Raw genomic sequence first — 22,793 nt, forward strand, 5'->3', positions numbered from 1 at the left:
TGATGTTATGCAGCTCTATCGTGCAAATCTCGATGAAATTCTGTCGTTTTATATTCATTCATTGGATACAATTTCGATGTACGACTATTTACATTGCTTTTATATGCAACATCATCTCTTAGACTTACGACGAAAGAATCATATAACATTATTTCGGGTATTCACACTTCTGTATTTATAGTCCTAAAGTCTCATTTATGAAAAATAATTTAATTTTGTCCTAATTTCACCCTAACATGGGTCATTTTTTGCATATGTACAACAGACGACTCAAGACCTAGTAAGCGTTTTCCTGTGAAAATAAAAAAAGGCCGCCCAAAGGCGACCTATACTTCTCTCCCGGTTCAAGGAAGAATGGACACGCTATTATTCTTTAATTCGTTAATTACCTGCCGGAGCAGCCGGTGTATTCTCCACTATGTCATCAAACAGAGATACCAGCTCAATGCCTTCTGCCGAAATGCGTACCAAGCCTTTATCAGACAAGCGCAATTCTGGAATAACGACAAGCGCCAGCAAAGACAGCGTCATAAATGCATTATTTAACATACAACCAGCAGACCGTAACGCTTCACTTATAGCTGCAGATTGAGCTGCTACCACTTCAAAAGATTCCGTGGACATCAGGCCTGCAATGCGCAGCGGAAATTCGGTCACACCAGAGGCAGTCACGACGGCTACGCCTCCCTGCATCCCAACGACCCGGTTGCCCGCCTCGGCCATCAATGCGTCATCATTACCGATAATGAGCAGATTGTGGCTGTCATGTGCAACGGTCATCGCAATGGCCGCAGGACCTGTGAAGCCAATTCCCCCAACAAGAGCAACGGCGCGATTGCCGGTTTGTTTGTGACGCTCCAACACTGCAATTTTGCAGATTTCACCTGATGTTGAAACGACGACATTGCCATGTTCCACCGTGACATTAACATGCTTCTCCTTAGTATCCACATGATTCTCCGTCACATGAATCACTCTTGCTCCAATCGTCCCTTCGGTAATCGGCGCAGACAGCTCCATGTCCTTCGGCTGGATATTGGCTTCCAGTTTTATGGTGTTCAGCGCCTCTTCCGGGTATGTGAAGCTGTCCCAGACTGCTGTCATTTTGCCGTTCTCTGCCACGACATGCCCTGCGGCAATCGTCATGCCTACATGGACATCAGCCAAGCGTCCATCCAGCAAAATAATGTCGGCGATATTCCCTGGAATAACCGCACCAATGTCGCGTGCTACGCCGAAACGTTCAGCCGTATTAATCGTCGCCATCTGGAAAGCGGTAACCGGCTTCACCCCTTGAGAAATGGCCAAACGCACAACAAAGTCCATATGACCTTCTTTGAGCAGTGATTCCGAGCTCCGGTCATCCGTCACCAGCATCATGCGACGTGTATCCAGGCCAAGTTCTGTGCACGCTTTGATCGTTTCCGCCACGTCATGCCATGCAGAGCCCTGACGCATTTTGGCATACATGCCAAGCCGCAGACGTTCCACCACATCTTCCTTCGTAACACATTCATGATCCCCCGTAACGCCGCTTGCAGCGTAGGCTGGCAGACGCCAGTCATCCGCTGCCCAGGTAAAGTGACCGTCTGCCACCTTCCCTGCTCGGAGCGTCGCCTGGATCTCACCGATCATCGTCTCGTCCCCGTACACGACCCCAGGGAAGTTCATTACTTCACCTAGACCAATCATATCCGGACCCCAGGAGAGGGCTTCGGCCACTTCTTCCGGTCCAATATAAGCGCCTGTTGTCTCGAGTCCAGGATGTGTGGAAGGAACACAGGAAGCCACCTGCATATAAGCAGCCATTGGTGTCGTCCGAGCTTCATCCAGCATCAATCGCAAACCTTTGAGTCCAAGCACATTCGAGATTTCATGCGGGTCAAAGAATCCTCCCGTTGTACCGGAAGGCAGAACGGCTCTTGCAAACTCGGTTACTTTCATTTGTGTACTTTCTATGTGACAGTGCCCATCCAGCAATCCGGGAGCAATATATTTGCCTTCTGCCTCAATAATACGTGTATGCTCACCGATCGTATGGCTTACATCTTTGCCAACATATGCAATCCGGGCTCCCTGTACCGCTACAGACATGCCCGGTATAATTTCACCCGAAACCACATTAACCAGTGTTCCGCCCCGAATTACCAAGGTCGCAGGCAAGTCTCCCCGTGCTGTTGCCACCAGATCCGGTACGCAATCCGCCATTAAAGGGCGTTCAAAAGATGGTGTATTCATGCTGCTGCCTCCTTCATTAAATAAACGATCCAAAAAAATAGATTGTTACGATTATATGAGTCTCGCCGTCATGTGTAAAGATAATTCACACCTATTGTGCATGCACACAAAGGATGGATCATTTTTTATCCATAAAACCTAATCCTTCTGATTTCATGTCAGAAGAGATGCAATTATCTATGTCCAGTGATCTACTTCGTACCACTCACAGCAGAGCCCAACCTCATGGAGCTTCTTATTCCCCACATCGTATTCCGCAATACACAGAAAAACTCCCGTCCCTTCGAACGGAAGTCTTCTTCATGAACATGAAAGACAAAATCAATCGGTTTGAACCGCAGACACCTTACCCATATCATACAATTCCTCGGACTGGGACGTAATGAATGGGCTCGGTTTACCCATGCAATAGACATGCAGCAAATGCATGGCACGGGTACATGCCGTATAGAACAGCTTACGTTCATGTTCCTGCGCATATTGCGATGCAGATCCGTCATAGATCAAAACGGCATCAAACTCCACACCTTTGGCCAGATATGCTGGGATGACATGCACACCCCGTTCAAAGGCTAACGTTGTTTTCTTAATTAGCTTCGGTGCCGTAGGCAGTACTTTGCTTAACGCTTCATGGATGTCCTTGCTCTCTTCCGCGGTTTTACAGATGACCGCAACCGATTCATACCCTTCCTGAATCAGATGTTTGAGATCGGCTGTAATAACATCCAGATGCTTCTGTTCATTGGAGGAAACGATCACTTTCGGTTTCTCCCCACCCCGATTAAATGGAACAATCTCTTCTCCACCCGGAACCATCCCGCGTGTAAACTCCACGATCTCCTGTGTTGAACGATAACTTCTCGTCAGCTCGATCACTTCCGTATTTTCCGGTCCATACAAGTTGGTCAGCGGCCCCGTCCCACTTAATACCGAAGAGTGTGCATAGATAGCTTGATTAAAATCTCCAAGTGCGGTGATTTTGGATCTCGGGAACAATCTCTTCATAAAGGCCAGTTGGAAGGCAGAGTAATCCTGTGCCTCGTCAATGATCACATGGCGGATATTGGAGTTAATATGGAAACCGAGAAGTAACTCACGCAAATACAAATATGGTGTGATATCCTCATAGGCCAGCTCCTGTACTTTTAATCTGCGAAGTGTCATCTCACCAATCTCTTCCCAGTGTGAAGGCAGTGCTTCCTCTCCCAACAGGCGAACCATCTGAGCCCGGTCGTTGAATAAGTTAGCGTACAGTTGACGGACATCGACAAAACGTAACGATTTGATCCATTTGCGCAAAGGCTTGAGCCGATCACTGACCACCATCCGGGCAAGGATCTCCCTTTCCTGCTGGAAATCATCGAACGTGTCTGCCTTCCCTTTTTGCTTTCGCTTGAGACGCTGATAGGCCCGCTGCAGATCTTCCGGCTCCATCAGATCCATTTGTTGATCTACCCAAGGGGCTTCCAATTCACCTTTGCCAAAGGCCGATAACTCTTTCAGCATCCAGTCCCGCAGGATTTCCAATCGATTCACCAGTTTGACGGATGGCTCGAAGCTATAGAATTTCTCCGCCATGGCCTCAGCTGTAACCACAGCCCGTCCCTGGAAACGAACTGGCTTGAATTTCATACCTTCAGACATCATGCTGTCCTTATAACGCGTTATCACCTTCAGGAAGGATTCGGATGACTTGAATCGAATGCCAGACATACGCGCTTCATACTCAGGATCTTCTGTTCCGGTCAGTACGTATTCAAGCTGAATGAATGGGTCTTCCAGCTGATATTCACGGCCCAGACGGCGTTCCAGATATTCCTGGAAGGTCGTTTGCAGCATATTTTCCTCCCCAAGCTCAGGCAGTACGGTGGAAACATAACTGTTGAACATTGGGTTTGGCGAAAAAAGAACCATCTGATCCGCTTGCAGATGCTCGCGGTATTTATAGAGAAGATACGCGACACGCTGAAGTGCAGCAGATGTTTTACCACTGCCAGCAGCTCCCTGCACGATCAGCATGCGAGTCCGGTCATTACGTATAATCCGGTTCTGCTCCTTCTGGATGGTCGCCACAATACTTTTCATCTGTGCATCCGAGGTTCGACTAAGAACGGCCTGTAACAGTTCATCCCCAATCGTAACTCCGGTGTCGAACATAAAGCGGATACGTCCATCCCGAATGACAAACTGCCGCTTCATCTCAATATCGCCACTTATTTCACCGCTAGGTGTATGATACGTGACCGGACCTGGCGCACCATCGTAATACAGGTTCGATATGGGTGCACGCCAGTCATAGACAAGGAAGGATTCCTCCTTCTCATCCAACAATGATGCGATCCCCAGATAGATTCGCTCTGCATTTGGATAGCCATTTTCCTTAAAATCAATGCGTCCAAAATACGGTGAATGATGCAGCCGTTTCATTTTGTCCAGCGCTGCTGCCGTATTCAGATGACTGCGCTCCCGATCCGATAGAACCTGTGATTGCTGCCTCATACTGGTGGAGGTCTCACCCACGTCATCCGCTTCGCTAAAGTTCATGGTGACTTCGTCCCAGAAGTCTTTTCTCATCCCCACAACTTCGTCCCTGAAGGAACCTACCTCTTTTTCTAGGATGTCGATTTTCCGATCAATCTGTTCCGTTACAACGTTGACCCGCTGTTGCTCCTCGCTCCATTGCTGGTCTGTACTCATATGTTAATACGCCCCTCTTTCCCCGGATTGTGTCCTCAAAAGCCCATTTGACAAGCCCGAAAAGGCTATGGTATAATTAATTAGAAAGTAAACATTTTTATTTTATGTTAATTAGTTCTAATTTTCTGAAAACCATTTTTTATTGTACCAGTGACAACGTCCCGATGCAAGCGGAGGCGTTTTTTGTTTTTTTCATTCTATTATTACCCTCGAATAGGGTGAATATAGAACGTTTACCATTCTATTGTCGTAATTCTTCAATGGTCTCTCTCCAACGTGTAATTGCCCCAGACTCATCTTTTAATTGAAATGTGATCCCTGAAGTAATCTCCGCATAGGGTGCATGATCTACTCGAATGTTTAACACCTGAGCCTCAAAACGATCTCTCGGATGCACAGCTTCCATGAGTTGTGGCAGTGAAGTCACATCCAGACGAATAGATAACAAGCTTTGCTGAAGGACAGCAATCAAGGTAGCCTTGCCTGTTCGACTCATATTCATACTTGTCTGTGTTCCCGGCCATAAAGCCAGTCTCAGCAAGTTGGGCGCAATAGCAATGACTTCCCCCATACTAATCATCGCCTGATGCGGCCAGCCATCTTCGGACACAGTGAGCAATTGCATCGCTTCGTGCTGCTTCTGCTCCAGATCCTGTCCATTGAACCACTCCATCCATTCAGTGCTAAGCTGTGTTACATTCATACGTATCTACCTCGGTTCGATTGAGTTGGTTGCGCAAGGTTTGCGCTATGTATACAAAACAACCCGGACACGCTGTCCGGGCTGGTTGTGGTTCCATTGTATATGACAAACCACATCACCGCAAACCGTATTACCATGTTTACGGCCATTTAAGCCAATTCAGAATTTTATCCTGTGACTCCTTGTCTTCACTGGCACTATGCACATGTTCGGCAAGCCGGTTTAATCGTTCCAGCTGATAGCCATAGTCATAGATTGCAGCTGCAACGATGGACAGTCTCAGCATCCCTTCCTGATCGATATCAAACTGGGATATGGCCTGCTCCATAAAACGATCATTATCCAAAATGAACTGTGCCGCTTCTTCTCCGTTCGGTTTCAGCTTATCCTCGAATTTGAGCAGCGCATGTTCATGGAATTTGATAACAAGTTCCAGATGTGTATCAAAGAACTGATCCATTTCGGGCGTGCGCTGTGCCTGAAAATAATGGCGTTCTACCGAATCCAGCACATCGAATCCTTTTTGAAGGCTCAGTAGCATCTGTTTGTATACGACCATCTGCCGGGTCTCACTGAATTTGGAACGTTTCATCTTCTTCTGTTCTTCTTCAAACAAATTATATTTATCTGACAAAGATTTAATCGAACCGCCCAGATTGTTTTTCTCATCCCGGAACACTACTTCCTTGATCTCATCCGAGATCGAAGTACGCAGTAGCAGTGACATGCCACTGAACACACTCTGAATCTGCTTCACGAACTGAATCTTCGGCTTGGGTGGAAATACCGTAATGTTAATAAGAAACGCAGATACAATGCCGACAAGTGTCAGCAGGAAACGGTTCAATGCAAAATGCCAGTCACCCGACGCTTCCATAATCGATACAACGGTTACCAGCGTCAGACCAACCGTTTCGCCCATATTCAATTTAAGACAAATCATAATAACCAGCACAATAATTAACCCGACGGCAATCGGCTCATTGGACAGCACCATGCCTCCCAGCAAGGCCACAATTGCCCCAAGTGTGGTGGTCTGCAGCTGATCCAGGAAATACTTCCAGGAACGATATATGGATGGCTGCATCGCAAAGATGGCCGCAATCGCGGCGGGAACGGGAGATTGCGGGTTCAGGAACATGCTGCTAAGGTACAGGGCCAGCGTGACCGCAATCCCTGTCTTAAGTACACGTGCACCAAATGACATGGTGACCCCTCCTCTTTTTCGAAACTGATTTCATTCGTTGGATGATCATTATCATTATTACCCCATATTTCTTTTTTTGCCCGAATCAATTCAGGAGAACGATTTATTGTATCATGGAAGCCTTTGGGTTACCATGCCTTGTATCCTGTTGATGAGTTAAATTCAATTTCCTACTACTTCTATGTACACAAAACAATACCCCACACTCCACTTTCGGAAGTAGGGGGTATTGTATGTTTAACTCAAACGGAGAAAGTTATGAAAACCTTCCTTCCCATTCACGCTTGAACTGCTCCACAAACTGCACCATAAAGCCATGACGCTGCTCCGCCAGTTCCTTGCCGTAGGACGTGTTCATCAGATCTTTTAGCTTAAACAGCTTTTCGTAAAAGTGATTGATCGTTGTACTGCGTCCATTCCGGTACTCCTCCCGCGTCATCTGCTCTCGTGGCGGAAGGGCAGGATCATACATCTCACGACCTCTCGCACCGGCAAAAGCAAATGTACGCGCAATACCAATGGCGCCCAACGCATCCAGGCGATCCGCATCCTGCACGACCTGAGCTTCCAGGGATGAAACAGCAGGGCGCTGTCCTCCTGCATAGGAAATAGAACTAATGATGTGTACCACAGCTTCCCGTGTACCCGCTTCAAGCGGCTGGGTATCCAGCCATGCATTCAGCTTCGCCATCCCGGCTTCGAGACTTTCGTTCAACTTCTCATCCGGTACATCATGAAGCAATGCAGCGAGTTCACAGATAAAGGGATCGGCACCCATACGGTGTGCAAGCTCGACCGCAAGTGCGGTCACCCGCTCGATATGAGGCCAGTCATGACCATCTGTATGTGCGGCCGCATCTCCCTGTACAAAAGCACGAGCCGCCCGAAGAATAGCCTCTCCTGTTAACGTTCCATCAACCTGATCCCCATACCCTGATTGTTGCGTGCCTAGGTTCAGATGTTGAGGGGATTTCTCTTGCATCTTACACGTCCCCGCCTTCGCGAGTTTGTTCACGTGGTATACGTCTTGCCACACCGGTCTTGACCGCTGCTTCAATCACGCGATTGCGCATCGATTTGACAATTTTATCGTTAAACACACTCGGAATAATATAATAACGGGTGCGCTCTTCATCCGAAATGGCTGAAGCAATCGCCTGAGCTGCCGCGAGCTTCATCTCCTCATTAATCTCACTGGCACGGCAATCCAGAACGGCTCTGAACATCCCCGGGAAACACAATACATTATTGATCTGATTCGGATAATCCGAGCGGCCTGTCGCCATGACAGCCACGATGTCTTCTACCACAGATGGCATAATCTCCGGTACCGGATTCGCCATGGCGAAGACAATCGGGTCAGTGGCCATAGTTTGCACATCTTCCCGGGTTAACAGATTACCGCGTGACAAACCAATGAAGACGTCTGCTCCGCGAATCACGTCACGAAGTGAACCTGTCTCCAGTTCCGGGTTGGTACGCGCTGCATAGTCGCTCCATACTTCATTTTCATAGGTAGTCGTCCGTACCAATGCACCTTCACGATCGACCCCGACAACCCGACTCGCACCAGCGGACAGCAGAATATTACTGCATGCCACACCTGCTGCACCGATACCACAGACAACTATTTTTACATCCGTGATGGACTTGCCAACCAGCTTGAGCGCATTAATCAGACCTGCATACAATACAACTGCTGTACCATGCTGATCGTCATGAAATACTGGAATGTCCAGTTCCTCATTCAGGCGACGCTCAATTTCGAAGCAACGTGGTGAAGAAATATCCTCCAGATTAATCCCGCCAAATGCCGGTGAGATCGCTTTCACAGTTCGAATGATTTCCTCGGTATCCTGTGTATCCAGGCAGATTGGAAAAGCATCCACTCCTGCAAACTGTTTGAACAACATCGCTTTACCTTCCATGACCGGCATCGCGGCACGTGGTCCAATATTGCCAAGTCCGAGCACTGCACTGCCATCCGATACTACGGCAACCGTATTCCGCTTGATTGTCAGCGAAAATGCCTTTCCAGGCTCTTCTGATATAGCCGAACATACCCGGGCCACATCCGGTGTATATACGCGTGACAGATCTTCCCGGTTATGAATCGGGACCTTCGGAGTAACCTCGATCTTGCCGCCCAAGTGCAGCAGGAACGTCCGGTCCGATACGTTTATGATGGATGCCCCTTTAAGCTGACGCACCCCTTCTATAATTTTGTTGTTATCTTGTGCATCCGTTACAGCGACAGTTAAGTCGCGCACACTAACATCCTGATTGGTCGAAATTACGTCGATGGCGATGATGTCCCCGCCGGCTTCCGAGATGGCCGAAGCCACTTCGCCAAACTTGATGTCTTTTGTTGTCATTTCCAGCCGAATAATAAAGCTGTTACCGTCTAAATTCCTTTGATTCATTCCAATTCCTCCCAGACTGAAAGTCATGAGTTGCAATGTTACCTGTTTGTCTTCGCTGCGCGGACACGTTTATCCTTTATCTTGCCCAGAAAAAGTACTCAACGTGATCTAAATACGACAAAAAGGACCACCCTCTCCGTCTGATCGAGACGTTAAGGGTGACCCTTCTGCGTGCTATATATAAGTTGAACTAAGAATATTTACACTTGCCACTCTGATGACAGAACAACCTTCCACTCGTTTTATCCCCAGATTTTCCAGTCAATTGAGTAATATTATATTATTTACGCTCAGCAGCTCTGCACAGTACCCGGATGTCATATGGCTGCAAATCCAGGCTGCCCTCCACAGCATCATCACTCAGCAGATCACGATAGGACTGGTTGTCCAGTTGTACTTGCTTCGGCTCCGGTGTGTAGTTCTGCACAAATACATAATCTGCTGTTCCATCAGTACGAATGTGTGCTGTAACTCCAGCAGGAAGCTGAGTTTCAAGAGCACGCTCAATACCCAGATCAGCGATTAAACTGCCATAGAAATCATCGTAAAATGGAGCTTTGAAACGTGTAGCCATATAATAAGCTTTACCTGAACCAAGACGATTAACGGTCAAAGCAGGCCGTCCAGCATAGAAGTCGGAGCGATATGTCGCTAGCGCTTCTGCACCTTCCAGATGAATCAGGTCGCATAATTCGAAAGCATCATACTCGGCATTCAGTTGAAGCTCGTTGTCTTTCACAGGCACAACCCCATTCAGATCACGGTCATGCAAGCCGTCAATCTCTTCTGACCAAATTCCCAGCGTCTTGCGAAGCGGTCCAGGGAATCCTCCCAGGAAGCATAGATCATTCTCATTTACGATACCTGACCAATACGTGGCTACAAATGTACCGCCATTTTCTACGAATCGCTCAATGCGTTCGCCGACTCCTTCACGTACCAGATAGAGCATAGGTGCGATGAGCAGTTTGTACTTGGAGAGATCAGCATCCATGTCGATGACGTCCACAGGCACACCTTTTTTCCAAAAGGCATCATAATGCCATTCTACCGTCTGCTCGTACTTCACTCCGATGTTACGTGGTCCTTGGGAATCCTTTACTGCCCAGCGGTTTTCCCAGTCGAAGATGATGGCAACTTCAGCCGGAACGGACGTTCCAACCACCGCCTGCATTCCTTCCAGCGCCGTTCCTACGTCAGTAACATCCTGGAACACACGGGTATGTTCATGTCCAACATGGTCCACAACTGCTCCATGAAGCTTTTCACTGGACCCCCGACTCTTTCTCCACTGGAAGTACTGTACACTGTCCGAGCCGTGTGCTACAGCTTGCAGAGATGCCAGCAAATGCATGCCCGGACGTTTCAATTTGCTGGTCTCTTGCCAGTTGGTTGAGCTTGGTGTACTTTCCATCAATAGAAACGGCTGCCCGCCCTTGATGGAACGTACGATATCATGCATCATCGCCACTCTGGATGCCAGCGTATCTTCTTCATCCGCATCATGCCATGTCGGGTAACTGTCCCATGACAGGAAATCCAGAATGTCAGCGAACTTCCAGTAGTTCAATCCTTCATAAAATTCCATCAGGTTGGTCGTTACCGGCAGATCGGGATTTTTGGCCTTCAGCGGTTTCGTTTCGTGCACGATAAAATCAGCAGTCTGATCGGTGACAAACCTGCGCCAGTCCAGATTCATCGCATGGACCTGTGTCTCTCCGTGCGGGGCAGGAGACTCCACTTGCTTCCAGTCTGTCACGGTATGGCTCCAGAATGTCGTCCACCAGGAGTGATTCAACTCATCCAGTGTGCCGTATTTGTTTTTCACCCAGCCGCGAAAAGCATCCTGGCAATAATCACAGTGGCAGTCCCCGCCGAATTCATTGGAAATGTGCCAGCCAATAACTGCGGGATGATCCGAGTAACGTTCTGCAAGCTTGGTATTGATTGCCGTAACCTTCTCCCGGTATACCGGAGACGTATAACAATGGTTGTGACGGAAGCCATGCAGGTTGCGAACCCGATTGGCCCCAACACGCAACACTTCAGGATACTTGGCCGACATCCAGGCAGGTCTTGCACCGCTTGGGGTAGCCAGAAATGCATAGATTCCATTCGCTGCAAACGTATCCAAAATATGATCCAGCCAGTTAAACGTGTATACACCTTCTTCTGGTTCAAGGGATACCCATGAGAAGATGCCAACGGACATCACGTTACATTTGGCAAGCTTCATCAGGCGGATATCCTCTTCGAGAATTTCAGGATAGCGGAGCCATTGCTCCGGGTTATAGTCTGCACCATGTAACATATGAGGTGCTTTGGAACTTACAGGTGGATATTTGTATGTCATGCTGACAACTCCTTATTCATTTCATTTTAATTAATCTATTTGATCAATGCAGCACTCGGCTGCTCATCCAATGTAGTGTCATTTTCCTCTCCAGCCTTCAGCGCTGAAAACGATTGCAATTTCTGACCCTTGAAGTCAAACATCGTCAGGTTGCCCCAGTTATTCGGATGTCCAACAGACCACTCTTCCTTGCTAGGAATCCAGGCAGGCTCCCAGTAATAGAATCCCGCTCCGAGACCGCCGGGAACCTCACGAATAATCTGCAGCAGATCCTTCAGATAACGTGTCTGTCCTTCCACACTCGCCGGATATCCTGGCAGTAACAGGTCTTCCTGATTCAGAATCCACTCGTGGCCTTCAGGCTGCTCCAATGTCCAAGGATAAGCGGTTTCAACCACATTGATTGGTTTGCCGTAGCGTTGAGCCAGGTCATGCAGATTATCCCGCAGTGCATCCAGTGTTCCGTGCCACCAAGGGTAATAGGAGAGCCCAATGATATCGAACTCCACACCTAGCGCCTCAAACCGATCATAGAACTTGCGACTCTCTGCATTGTCACCACCGCGGTCTATATGAATCATGATCTTGATATCAGGATCGATGGATTTAACCGCAGCTATCCCATACTTCACAAGTCCGGCAAAACGTTCCCATTGTTCATCCGTATCATGCTCTTCTCCGCTCACACGTCCCTCATCCCATAACATGCCCGGTGTTATTTCGTTGCCCACCTGCACCATGTCCGGTAACGCATCATGCTCCTTGAGTGTTCTCAGTACATCTGCCGTATAGGTACATACCTCACGCTGCAGTTCTTCATAGGAGAGCTTCTCCCACGCCTTTGGCTTCCATTGATTGGCTGGATCAGCCCAACGATCGGAATAATGAAAATCCAGTAAAAATTGCAAGCCTTGTTCCTTAATCCGTTTGGCTACCGCTACCGTCCGCTCCAGATTACAGAATCCTCCTACAGGATCATTCCAGATTCGCAATCGGATTGCATTGGCATCACCCAGCTTGAGAAGGGTTAGCAGGTCCGCCTGCTGCCCATGCTCATCACGATAGCTCCCACCATGCTGCTCAATTTCATCCATAAATGACACATCCATTCCGAGAATGAATGCCTCTTCCTTTAAATTGCTCACTTCATCAACCTCCGTTTAATTTAGATGCAGGCTCAGCCTTTAACCGAACCCAAGGTCATACCTTTGACAAAGAAGCGCTGCAGGAATGGATACACAATGAGGATTGGCGCACTTCCGATAAAAATCTGTGCCGCTCTTACTGTGGTTTGAGAAATGGTTTCCATCTCTTTCGGGTTCATGGCCATCGTACTCATATCACGTTTGATAATTACGGTCTGCATGAAAGTAGCCAGCGGATAATCCTTGGCATTGTTCATGTAGAGTAATCCGTCAAACCATGAGTTCCAGTGAAACACCATGCTGAACAGTGCAATCGTTGCGATAGATGGCATGGAAATCGGCAGGAAGATACTGAACAACGTTCTGAAGTGATTGGCACCATCCATCAGCGCCGCTTCCTCAAGCTCTTTCGGAATGCCCCGGAAGAAGTTTAGCATCAGAATGACGAGGAAGGTGTTGACAGCTCCCGGAAGCACCAGCACCCAGAAGGAATCCATCAGGCCGATCTTCTGAATGACCATGTAGAAAGGAACGAGTCCCCCATTAAAGATCATACTAAAAACAAAAATCCATGAATATACGGTTCTGCCTTTAAATTCACTATTTTCTTTCGACAACGGGTACGCCGCCAAAAAGGTAATCAGCAACGTAATTCCTGTACCAATGACTGTCCGCAACAAAGAAATCCAGAGAGAGTTTAGGAAAATCGGATTATTCATCGTTTTTTTGTATGCTTCAAGTGAGAACCCTACCGGCCAGAGATTGACGAGATTGGCATCTGCGGCAGCCTTGTTACTGAAGGATACAGCCAGAACGTGAATCATCGGTACAATACACATAATGGCAACCAAAATGAGAAAACAAATATTGATGACATTGAACACGCGGTAAGGCATTGATTTATGATACATCGTGGTCCCTTCTTTCTCTGTTCATTCGATTAGAATATGCGATATCCGGCGTATTTTTTGGCTAGGCTGTATGATACAAGGATCAAGACCATGCTGATGACCGATTTAAATAATCCAATTGCGGTCGCGAAGCCCATCTCTCCATTTTCCAGCGCCGAGCGATAAACGAATGTATCAATAATGTCACCCGTTTGATATACAAGCGGGTTGTACAGATTGAAAATCTGATCGAACCCGGCGTTAAGCACGTTACCCAATGCCAGTGTTCCAACCACCATTAGCATCGGTACAAGAGACGGGATGGTGATATGCAGCGTCTGCTTCCAACGACCCGCTCCGTCAATCTCTGCTGCTTCATACAGCGCCGGGTTAATGCCGGCAAGGGCAGCCAAGAAGACAATCATGTTATAGCCGAATTCCTTCCACACATCCGTTAGAATAATTGTTGGTCGGAACCAGCTGTTATCTCCAAGGAAGAAGTATGGCCCAAGTCCGAATGTTCCGAGTACCCGGTTCACCAGTCCACCGGTGGATAACAGATCAATCAGAATTCCGCCCAGGATAACCCAAGACAAGAAGTGAGGCAGATACACCAAGGTTTGGATCGTTCGCTGGATCGCCATCTTGCGAACTTCATTCAACAAAATTGCGAACACAAACGGGACAAACAAGTTAAAGATGAGTTTGAGCACAGCAATGATCAGTGTGTTCCAAATGACTTGCAGACTGTCCTCGCGTTCAAACAAATATCTAAAATTATCTAGCCCGACCCACTCCGAGCCGCTGATGCCGAGCCATGGTTTGTAGTTCTGAAATGCCATAACGATTCCGCCCATAGGCACATAACTGAATATAATCAGAAAGATGATGGCTGGCAGCAGCATTACGTGAAATGGCCAAGTTCGTTTTAAAGTTCTCATGATTGCTCCCCCTGTAATTCTTCCTACTCAAGTGCTCCCTGAGTGGCTTATACTGCGATTATATCAACCGTTTGCATAGGTCAAACAGCACATAAAAGCAATATAAATGGCACAAAAGCAACCAGTTTGGACTCGCTGTCTTTTCAATCATTCATCCACTGCTGACCCACACCTTTCCGAAGCAAATCAGGCTCTCATAACGACAAAAAAAGCGTGCAGACCTGGTTGGTCTGCACGCCCTTAGATCCTTATTTTTTCACACTGTCATACCATTCGTTGACCTCTTGTGTGATTTGGTCACCGCCACCCGATTTCCACGTTTGTACAAATGTATCGAACGCGTCTACCGGATTTTTGCCATAAATAATTTCGTTGAATGCTTGATTCTCAATTTTGTTCAGGTAGTCGAGCTTGGATTTCATTGTCGCTGTTGTAGGACCTGTGAACATGTTTTTGAACGAGATTTCTTCCTGACTGAGCAAAACTTTTGCAGCAGCAGGGGTTTCTGGCCCATAGTTAACGGCTACGTCTTTCTCCAACTTAGTTTCCGGCTCTTTGCCATCTGCCAGATTCAGCAGGGCTTTCATCTGAGCATCCGGAATACGGGCACCGTCACGAACGAGCAAATAACGTACAACGTTCACATAACCGCCTTCAATTTGGTCAATCGGCATTTGTTTGCCATTGGCATCCAATTGATAGTCATACTTTGCAAATAGACCGTTATCATATTGGCTACCTGGTGCCGGGTCTGCATAATTGTCGAACAGGTAGTTCTCATACGTGAAGAATGCTTCAGGGTGCTCCATGTCTTTCTTGATCAGAATGACGCCGTTAACAAACTGTGTACCATGACGCATAGCTTTACCTTCTGGACCGGTCGGGATTTCAATCGGTTTCCAAACGGCACTTGGCACATTTTTCACTGTATCCAGAAGCGGCCATCCACTCATCCAGTATGGACCTGGGATAATACCCGCTGTACCTGCCACTGCTGGCTCTGCTGTTTTGTTTTCATCCCATAATGCTGCTTCCTGCGGGATGTAACCTTTTTTGAGCCATTCGCTCAATTTGGTCAGACCTTGCTTCATGCCAGGATTGATGGAACCATACTCCAGCTTGCCATCTTCAGCTACATTCCACTGGAATGGCAGTGTTCCGTATGCACCGAAAATCCAGGATGGATCACCCATCCATGTGTTCATGGATGTTTTGAAACCGATGCTGAGTGGAACGACCTTGTCTGGGGCTAAGCCATCCGGATTTTGATTTTTGAACGCATCCATGACTTTTTCCAGTTCATCAATCGTTTTTGGCGCCTCCAGATTCAGCTTGTCCAACCAGTCTTGGCGAATCCACAGTAGGTAATCATTGTTGTACGCATAGTCCAGCACGGGAATACCCATTCTTTTACCGTCACGGCTATACTGGTTCCATACATTGGGATCCTGCTCCATCGCTTTTTTCCAGGTGTCGGAAGCGTATTTGTCGAACAGCGGACCCGCTTCCTGATACATGCCAGAATCAATCAGATCCTGTGCAAGCAGGTTGTCCCCTACCACTACCACTTCAGGCATCTCCTGCCCGGATGACATCGCAAGACGAAGTTTTGTGGCGAATGCGTTGTTCGTATCCGTCACAGACCACAAGGATTTGATGTCGATTCCGAATTGATCTTTGGCCCACTTGGTTGCTACGTTATTTTCCATTGATTCGCCATTTTTGAATTTTAGCTCAGGGTCAATTCCCCATGCCGTTGTAATAGTAACTGCAGGATCATATTTTTCTTTGTATTCGTTTTCAACAGCTGGCGCACTTGATGCCTCGCTATCTCCTCCGCTATTTCCTCCTGTACAGCCTGCAAGGACGCCGGTCAGACACACCGCCGTTGCGAGAAGCGACAGTAATCTCTTTTTCGTGGATTTCGCTCTCAATGTTGTTCCCCCTTCAATCATTTTGGTTACCCTTTCATTATAGGCCTGCCGGGTCTTTCAGCCTATGTCACGAAAACAAGATTTCTGCACCTTTGGCAACCTATATATTGGAATGATGTTGAAATTATGCCTGATCCCGATATTCATTCGGTGTCATCCCGTAATGCTTTTTGAACATTTTGCTGAAATATTGCGGATTTTGGTACCCCAGTTCACTCGTAATCTCGTATATCTTTTTGTTGGTGTTTTTCAGCAAATACAATGCACGCTCCATCCGCATGCGAATCATATAATCGCCCAACCCCTCACCGGTCTCTGCTTTGTAGATCTTGGACAAGTAGACCGGATGCAAATACACCTTGTCTGCGATCATCTTCACGGACAGATCCTGTCCTGCGTCTCTCGTTACCATCTCCTGAACCTGCTTGATGACGTGTCTGCGGCTCTGTACGCCTTCCTGATCCGACAGCTCCTCCTGCAACTTGGCAAGCATCTCAGTCGCCCAGCGGCGAAGTTTGTCAGGTGATTGAATCAACTGATGCGCGAGCAACAGGTCAAATCCCGCATGATCAATCTCATGTACGAGATGTCCCTGCTTATGAGCGATATACATAAAGGCATTCGTTACAGACAAATACATCTCATATACATGCTCTCTGGAAAGACATACGCGGTCCGCTGCATCAAATACGGCATTCAGTTTACGTGCCGCTGCCTCCCACTGTTTGGTTTCAAGCAATTGAGGCAGTACGGGTGGCTTATAGAGCTCTTCAAGCGCTTGAGCCGCATCGTTCTCCGGTCGTTTCGACAGTTCTTTATCCATGTAAATGATCGTATTTTCCTCTGGACCCGATAGAACAAGTGATCCCAAACCTTTACGATAAGCGGTCGTCAGATCGGCAAATTGAAACGGTGCTGTGACCACCATGGACAGATCGCCTTGCAGATATCGAATAACATGCTCGCGGAACGTCCCAACTGGTTGCTTCAATTCTTCCACATTGGTCTGAGCAGGCTCCGTCCAACCCTGATTCTGTATAATCATGACTAGACTCTCATGAGGACCTCGTCCAAACCACACGTTGAAATGCGGACCAAACACCTCTTCTGCAATATTACCAACCGCAAACTCCATCAAATCCAGTGATTGCTGATCCATTGCAGAGAACCGGCCTGTAAGGCGAATTAGCATCATAACTGCCGGTTGATCCGGCTGAAGCAGAATCTCATACTTTTCAAGCTGTTCACCCAGTGCTCGTGCTGTAATTTCGCGGCCCAATAACAAATCATGCATCAGATTCTCCCGCAAAATTTTATAATCTGACTTCCGGCTGTATAACAACCGATGGTATTTATCAAATTCATCCCAATCATCCCGAAGGGACGTGATGGCAGCAGAGACCGAAGCCATGAATTCCTCATCGTTCACCGGCTTGAGAATATAATCGGCAGCCTGCAGTTGAATAGCTTTTTTGGCATATTGAAAATCACTGTGTCCGGTCAGCAGAATACAGCGGATATGCGCCCACCGACTGCTTACCTCCTCAACCAGCTCCAGCCCGGACATGCCCGGCATTCGAATATCGGTCACCACGAGGTCCACTGCATTCTCTTCCAATATCCGCAGCGCTTCCTTGCCAGATGCCGCACGCAAAACCGTCGTAACACCGAGCTCTCCCCAGGGAATGGTCAATTCCAGACTTTCCGTTACATACGTTTCATCATCCACCAATAAGATATCAATCAAGACAGTCACTCCCTATCCGCTTCGTTATACAATGAAATCTATCGTTCTTATGCTGTTGTCATATAAACACACTAGTTCTATCCTGCTATTCAAGAAGATGTTCTTCGTCAGCGGGCCAGGACAAGGTAACACGCAGCCCACCAAGAGGTGATTCCATAATGCTAATTCCCGCCTGCTCCCCATATCTGAGCTGAAGACGCTGGTTGACGTTCCATAACCCACAACCCATTTCTTGATCCATACCTCCTGTGAGTTTGTGGAGCAGCATCTGCCGAGCCAGTTCATCCATACCTTGTCCGTCGTCATCGACGGTAAGAATCATCATGCCATTTCTCTGTTCTCCCGACACCCGTATTTCCCCAGCTTCGGCATCGGTTTCAATCCCGTGGATAACCGCATTCTCTACCAGTGGTTGTACGATGAGAGGTGGTACCTCCTGCCTCAGGATATCTTCGGATAAGTCAATTTTGAAACGTATTCGGTCCATACGCATCTGCTGAATCTCCAGATAACAGGTGACGAACTCGATTTCTTCTGTGAGCGGCACCACATCACGTTCCTGCCTCGTTGTATAGCGATAGTATCGGGACAGATTATGCGACATGGCAACGACAGCATCGACACGCTTCAGCTTGGCCATGCTCGTAATGAATGAGAAACAATTATAGAAAAAGTGTGGATTAATCTGAGATTGCAGCTGTTTCAGCCGGGCTTCACGCACATGAATCTGTTCCAGATACACGTGTTCAAACAACTGCTGAATCTGCGCCACCATGGAGTTGAATCGTTCGGACAAAAAGCTGAATTCATTGCGTCCCTTGGGCGTAATTCGAACTGAATAATCCTCCTGCTTCAATCGTTGGAATCCACGAATCAACTGTTTGACAGGGACTTGAACCTGTACATATAACAGATAGGCTACGGCAAAGCTCATCAATAGCAGACAGATCATAGCCGAATAAAATAGAATATTGGACTGATGAATCGGCTTCAGAATAGCTGATAGTGGCATGTAATCAACCAGATACCAGCCTGTCGTGCTGGACTTTACCGTATTAACCATGTAAGGTTCACCGTCGATAACTACCGTCCGGTTATCAACATCTTTAAGCTTATCAATGGCCAGATTATCCATCAGCTCACCTGTCAGAGCTCGATCCGAGGTTCGGTTATAGATAACCCCCGTCTCTTCCCGGTAATAGAAGGGGTCATGGCGACCATCATCCTTGAATTTGTCCAGCATATCTCGAATGTTGTCACTATCGAATTCAAGCTTAATTACGGTCTGCGCATTGGCTGCGGGATCGCTAATGCCGTATGGAGATACGGTGATCCAGCTGAAGATGAATTTATCATCTTCCCCCTCCTGAGTCTTTCGAACATTCCATCCGGATGATATGTTGCCTCGCAGCGTTTGCTGATTGTAATAACCGGCATCTCGTTCAGAGACGACCCTGCCAAGCGTCGGCGAATAAAGGTACAATTTCGTTGTCCAGTTGGATGAACTTTCCTGGATACTCAGCTTGTTCTGAATACGTTTTACCAAATTGATCGTATCCAGATCGAAATATTTGGAATCCGCGTAGATCCGCCGAAAGCTCGCAATATCGGGATCATGAATGAGCAGATTCGGCCATGAGGATAACAACTCGATGTGCGTATTCACCTGATTTTGAAAAAATTCAAGTTGGTTACTGTTGGAGCGATTGAGTTCATCCCGTAGAACTGCTGTTGTTTTATGGTTGGAATACCAGTACAGCAGTACGACTGGAACCAGCATAATTAGAATTAAAATGACCATTTTGGAAAATAGATTCGTCCGGTATGACATCTTCTTACCTCACCTTGCCTTCATTAGTCAGTGAATCTAATTTTAACGATGAAAGCGTTAAACATAAACTGTTTTTTCTGGGCGAATTCGCATCACAGCTCATCTGTTACTCCTGACTTAACCTCTTTAAAGAGGTTATCTATATATCGTAAGCGTTACCATATAGATGCATAAAGGTGACAAAACCAACTTTTCTGCACTAATTGCAACTTCCACGCAAAAAAGAGCTGACAAAAGTCAGCTCTTTTCTAAAGACAATATATGGCTTAATCTCTTTTAATCCAAATACTCTTCTTATGTATTCATTCTATCTTGCTAACGCAGTATCTATTATGGAATATCGTAATCAAACACCGTATTCTCTCCATCCACGGCGACATCCAAAACAATATCGGTTAGCTTTCCATTCACTTGCAACGGGGAGTCAGCTAATCCGGAAAACGCCAGTTGACCCTTAAATGTTCCATACGGCTCAATCTCTATATGTACAGGTTTGAGCTCGACAGACTGCAGGGATTCATAGAGCGGATCATCATGTTGTTTGTAACTGCGGCCCAAGTCAGGCAAGAGAACAGCTGCTACAGGCTCTCGGGTGTAATTTTTGAGTGTCAGGTCACAGTTTACTCGTGTAATACCATTGTCCAGTACGTCATAGGTACAGGAGCTATCATTTTGGACATAGGAAACTCCATCGATACCGGAAGCCCCCCATTTGGCTACGTACATTAATTTATCCGTCATGTAGGAATAACTGAGAACGATAGCGAGAACGATTAGCCAGAGCCGTTTAGCCAGAACAGGATGTAATGACATGATTTCTTTGCGTGTAAGATAGTAGCTGGATGCTAATATGCCCATTCCAAAAAATAACGTGATATGCACACCACTTACGTAGGATGTGGTATAAGGCGACATGCCTATAGCAGACAGCATCGTGTCCCCCACTGAGAAACCAAGGTGATGCTTAAACGTAAAAATGATGCCAAACAGCAATAACATCGCAGAGAACACAAGTCTGGTTCTCGACACACGAACACCCCCTAATCAACCACCTGATTATATCATATTTTTCCTTATTATGGTTTGTGATCCAAATAAAAAAAGACGCTCCGGTTTTTAACCGAAGACGTCTTGGGTTTTGCAACTCAAGTCTACTTTTTGGACAGGAATGCGTCGAGCTGTTCTTGTTTGGCTGCAATGATTTTATCAATACCTGCGGCTTTCAGTTTCTCCAGATATTTCGGGATCATCTCGTTCGGATCTACTGCACCCGAGGTCATGCCCGGTTTGAACTGTTTGTTCACGTTGTTGACCGCAGCAATTTCGTTTTTGACGGATTGGCTATTGAACGTAAAGCCCAGTGCAGGTGACTTAACGCCTTTGGCATTAAACTCCTTGAACTTTTCCCATTTCTGCGGATCTTCATTATCCCAGAGATAGTTCAGGAACTGGTTACCCAGCTGCCATTGTGCGCCCGGATTGTAGGTGCGACTGTTCGCATCCACCCCTTCCGGGAGGGTAATAATGTTGTCCTGTCCGTCTTTTTTCACATAATGTGTGCCTTCAATACCGAAGTTGAGCAGGTTGTTGATTTCTTTGTCGGAATGCAGCAGGTTAATGACTTGCATCGCCTTCTCTGGCTGCTCAGAGGAACGGGAGATCGCCAGCATCGCACCGGAAGCATCACCGGTTGTAATCGTAGGCTGGGTCATCTCAATCTGAGTCAATGGATATCCGACATACCCTTCTTCTTCCTTATCCTTGCCGGGCTTCATGCCATCGGTCCACAGGAAAGCCTTACCTGCCTTCGCCTGATCTTTTGGGAACACATTGGAAGTCGCTGCATCACTGTTAATGTATCCAGCCTGATACCACTTGCGTGCAAGCTCAGCCGCTTCCTTAAATTCAGGTGTCTCCACTTCGTTCAGTACCGTCGTTGTACCCGCTGTTTTGGAGATGACGCCTGGAACGGATGCATCCCCGAGATAATCCCAGTCCAGATTTTCCAGCAAACCGTTACCATTGGTATTGGACATATAGAATGGAGTGATGCCTGGTTCGTTTTCCTTGATCGTTTTGAGCAGCGGCTCCAGGTCAGCCCACGTTTTCACTGCGGTCAGATCGAGCTTGTATTTGTCAGCCAGATCTTTGCGCACCAGTACACCACGCGTCGCTGCCAGCTCCTTGTTGGTAGGAACGCCGTAATTCACGCCATCCACCTGAGAACCTTCCAGAAAGGCTGGATCGAGATTCTTCTTGATATCCTGCCCATACTGGTCAAGCAGATCATTGAGCGGCAAGAACGCACCTTTTGCTACATTGACCGTATAATTCTGCCAAGCCGCTGTGAAAATAATATCTGATTTTTCGCCGGAAGAGATCATAAGATTCAGCTTGTTGTCCCACTGACCCCAGTCGATCGCATTGATCTTGAGAGTTGCCCCGATCTTTGGCTCCATCTTTTTGTTAATCTCGGCTTCGACCAGAGCTACATCTTTCTGTGGTGTCCCTGGATAATACAACGTCACTTCATAGGGCTTGCCCCCACTCTCCGCTGCGCCACCACCTTGTGCTTCCGGTGTTGTTCCGCCTTTGTCTGATGAGCAACCTGCCAGCACCAGGCTCAGCGCCATAACTGCTGCCGCGAAACGCGGCCATACCTTAAACGTTCTAACCAAGTGAAC

The 22,793-nt window shown here is 47.3% G+C and carries 15 protein-coding genes; all 15 read right to left on the reverse strand.

Annotated elements, in window-relative coordinates; genetic code table 11:
• Nucleotides 1-381: 381 nt before the first annotated feature.
• The 15 genes from CS562_RS02720 to CS562_RS02790 all read right to left on the reverse strand — a co-directional run bounded on the left by CS562_RS02720 (nucleotide 382) and on the right by CS562_RS02790 (nucleotide 22,787).
• Nucleotides 382-2,238 carry an adenine deaminase gene (locus CS562_RS02720; RefSeq protein ID WP_099853439.1) on the reverse strand — a complete coding sequence of 619 codons (1,857 nt, stop codon included), beginning with the start codon at nucleotides 2,236-2,238 and terminating at the stop codon, nucleotides 382-384.
• Nucleotides 2,239-2,559: 321 nt separating this feature from the next.
• Nucleotides 2,560-4,935: an RNA polymerase recycling motor HelD gene (gene helD / locus CS562_RS02725; protein WP_099853443.1), complete on the reverse strand. Its 2,376-nt coding sequence runs from the start codon at nucleotides 4,933-4,935 to the stop codon at nucleotides 2,560-2,562.
• Nucleotides 4,936-5,176: 241 nt separating this feature from the next.
• Nucleotides 5,177-5,638, reverse strand: a complete 462-nt coding sequence (locus CS562_RS02730) for a hypothetical protein (RefSeq protein ID WP_099853445.1) — start codon at nucleotides 5,636-5,638, stop codon at nucleotides 5,177-5,179.
• A 139-nt stretch (nucleotides 5,639-5,777) separates the two neighbouring features.
• Complete coding sequence (locus CS562_RS02735; RefSeq protein WP_076289428.1) at nucleotides 5,778-6,845, reverse strand: FUSC family protein; 1,068 nt, start codon at nucleotides 6,843-6,845, stop codon at nucleotides 5,778-5,780.
• A gap of 256 nt (nucleotides 6,846-7,101) precedes the next feature.
• Nucleotides 7,102-7,827, reverse strand: a complete 726-nt coding sequence (locus tag CS562_RS02740) for an HD domain-containing protein (RefSeq protein WP_257219320.1) — start codon at nucleotides 7,825-7,827, stop codon at nucleotides 7,102-7,104.
• A 1-nt stretch (nucleotide 7,828) separates the two neighbouring features.
• Nucleotides 7,829-9,268: an NAD-dependent malic enzyme gene (locus CS562_RS02745; RefSeq protein ID WP_099853449.1), complete on the reverse strand. Its 1,440-nt coding sequence runs from the start codon at nucleotides 9,266-9,268 to the stop codon at nucleotides 7,829-7,831.
• A 280-nt stretch (nucleotides 9,269-9,548) separates the two neighbouring features.
• Nucleotides 9,549-11,621, reverse strand: coding sequence for a beta-galactosidase (locus tag CS562_RS02750; RefSeq protein WP_099853452.1), 2,073 nt, complete (start codon nucleotides 11,619-11,621; stop codon nucleotides 9,549-9,551).
• A gap of 35 nt (nucleotides 11,622-11,656) precedes the next feature.
• Nucleotides 11,657-12,766: a glycoside hydrolase family 53 protein gene (locus CS562_RS02755; protein WP_099853454.1), complete on the reverse strand. Its 1,110-nt coding sequence runs from the start codon at nucleotides 12,764-12,766 to the stop codon at nucleotides 11,657-11,659.
• Nucleotides 12,767-12,798: 32 nt separating this feature from the next.
• Complete coding sequence (locus tag CS562_RS02760) at nucleotides 12,799-13,677, reverse strand: carbohydrate ABC transporter permease (RefSeq protein ID WP_076289424.1); 879 nt, start codon at nucleotides 13,675-13,677, stop codon at nucleotides 12,799-12,801.
• A 29-nt stretch (nucleotides 13,678-13,706) separates the two neighbouring features.
• Nucleotides 13,707-14,597 carry an ABC transporter permease gene (locus CS562_RS02765; protein ID WP_062321959.1) on the reverse strand — a complete coding sequence of 297 codons (891 nt, stop codon included), beginning with the start codon at nucleotides 14,595-14,597 and terminating at the stop codon, nucleotides 13,707-13,709.
• Between the two features lie 248 nt (nucleotides 14,598-14,845).
• Nucleotides 14,846-16,531 (reverse strand): type 2 periplasmic-binding domain-containing protein, encoded by a 1,686-nt coding sequence (locus CS562_RS02770; protein ID WP_099853716.1) that lies wholly within the window; start codon nucleotides 16,529-16,531, stop codon nucleotides 14,846-14,848.
• A gap of 124 nt (nucleotides 16,532-16,655) precedes the next feature.
• Nucleotides 16,656-18,278 carry a response regulator gene (locus CS562_RS02775; RefSeq protein WP_099853457.1) on the reverse strand — a complete coding sequence of 541 codons (1,623 nt, stop codon included), beginning with the start codon at nucleotides 18,276-18,278 and terminating at the stop codon, nucleotides 16,656-16,658.
• A gap of 85 nt (nucleotides 18,279-18,363) precedes the next feature.
• Complete coding sequence (locus tag CS562_RS02780; RefSeq protein WP_099853460.1) at nucleotides 18,364-20,109, reverse strand: sensor histidine kinase; 1,746 nt, start codon at nucleotides 20,107-20,109, stop codon at nucleotides 18,364-18,366.
• Nucleotides 20,110-20,439: 330 nt separating this feature from the next.
• The gene (locus tag CS562_RS02785; protein ID WP_099853463.1) at nucleotides 20,440-21,138 is read right to left on the reverse strand and encodes a hypothetical protein; all 699 of its coding nucleotides are present in this window, start codon (nucleotides 21,136-21,138) and stop codon (nucleotides 20,440-20,442) included.
• A gap of 122 nt (nucleotides 21,139-21,260) precedes the next feature.
• A complete protein-coding gene (locus tag CS562_RS02790) occupies nucleotides 21,261-22,787 on the reverse strand; it encodes an ABC transporter substrate-binding protein (protein WP_076289419.1) in 1,527 nt (508 codons plus the stop codon).
• Nucleotides 22,788-22,793: the final 6 nt, after the last annotated feature.

Source organism: Paenibacillus sp. LK1, assembly GCF_002750415.1.
Lineage (GTDB): Bacteria > Bacillota > Bacilli > Paenibacillales > Paenibacillaceae > Paenibacillus > Paenibacillus taichungensis.

Bases quoted from the DNA above. Each gene is read 5' to 3' on its own strand.
- CS562_RS02765 (WP_062321959.1), bottom strand. From the start codon at position 14,597: ATGAGAACTTTAAAACGAACTTGGCCATTTCACGTAATGCTGCTGCCA.
- CS562_RS02720 (WP_099853439.1), bottom strand. From the start codon at position 2,238: ATGAATACACCATCTTTTGAACGCCCTTTAATGGCGGATTGCGTACCG.
- CS562_RS02750 (WP_099853452.1), bottom strand. From the start codon at position 11,621: ATGACATACAAATATCCACCTGTAAGTTCCAAAGCACCTCATATGTTA.
- CS562_RS02780 (WP_099853460.1), bottom strand. From the start codon at position 20,109: ATGTCATACCGGACGAATCTATTTTCCAAAATGGTCATTTTAATTCTA.
- CS562_RS02735 (WP_076289428.1), bottom strand. From the start codon at position 6,845: ATGTCATTTGGTGCACGTGTACTTAAGACAGGGATTGCGGTCACGCTG.
- helD (WP_099853443.1), bottom strand. From the start codon at position 4,935: ATGAGTACAGACCAGCAATGGAGCGAGGAGCAACAGCGGGTCAACGTT.
- CS562_RS02740 (WP_257219320.1), bottom strand. From the start codon at position 7,827: ATGCAAGAGAAATCCCCTCAACATCTGAACCTAGGCACGCAACAATCA.
- CS562_RS02760 (WP_076289424.1), bottom strand. From the start codon at position 13,677: ATGTATCATAAATCAATGCCTTACCGCGTGTTCAATGTCATCAATATT.
- CS562_RS02730 (WP_099853445.1), bottom strand. From the start codon at position 5,638: ATGAATGTAACACAGCTTAGCACTGAATGGATGGAGTGGTTCAATGGA.
- CS562_RS02745 (WP_099853449.1), bottom strand. From the start codon at position 9,268: ATGAATCAAAGGAATTTAGACGGTAACAGCTTTATTATTCGGCTGGAA.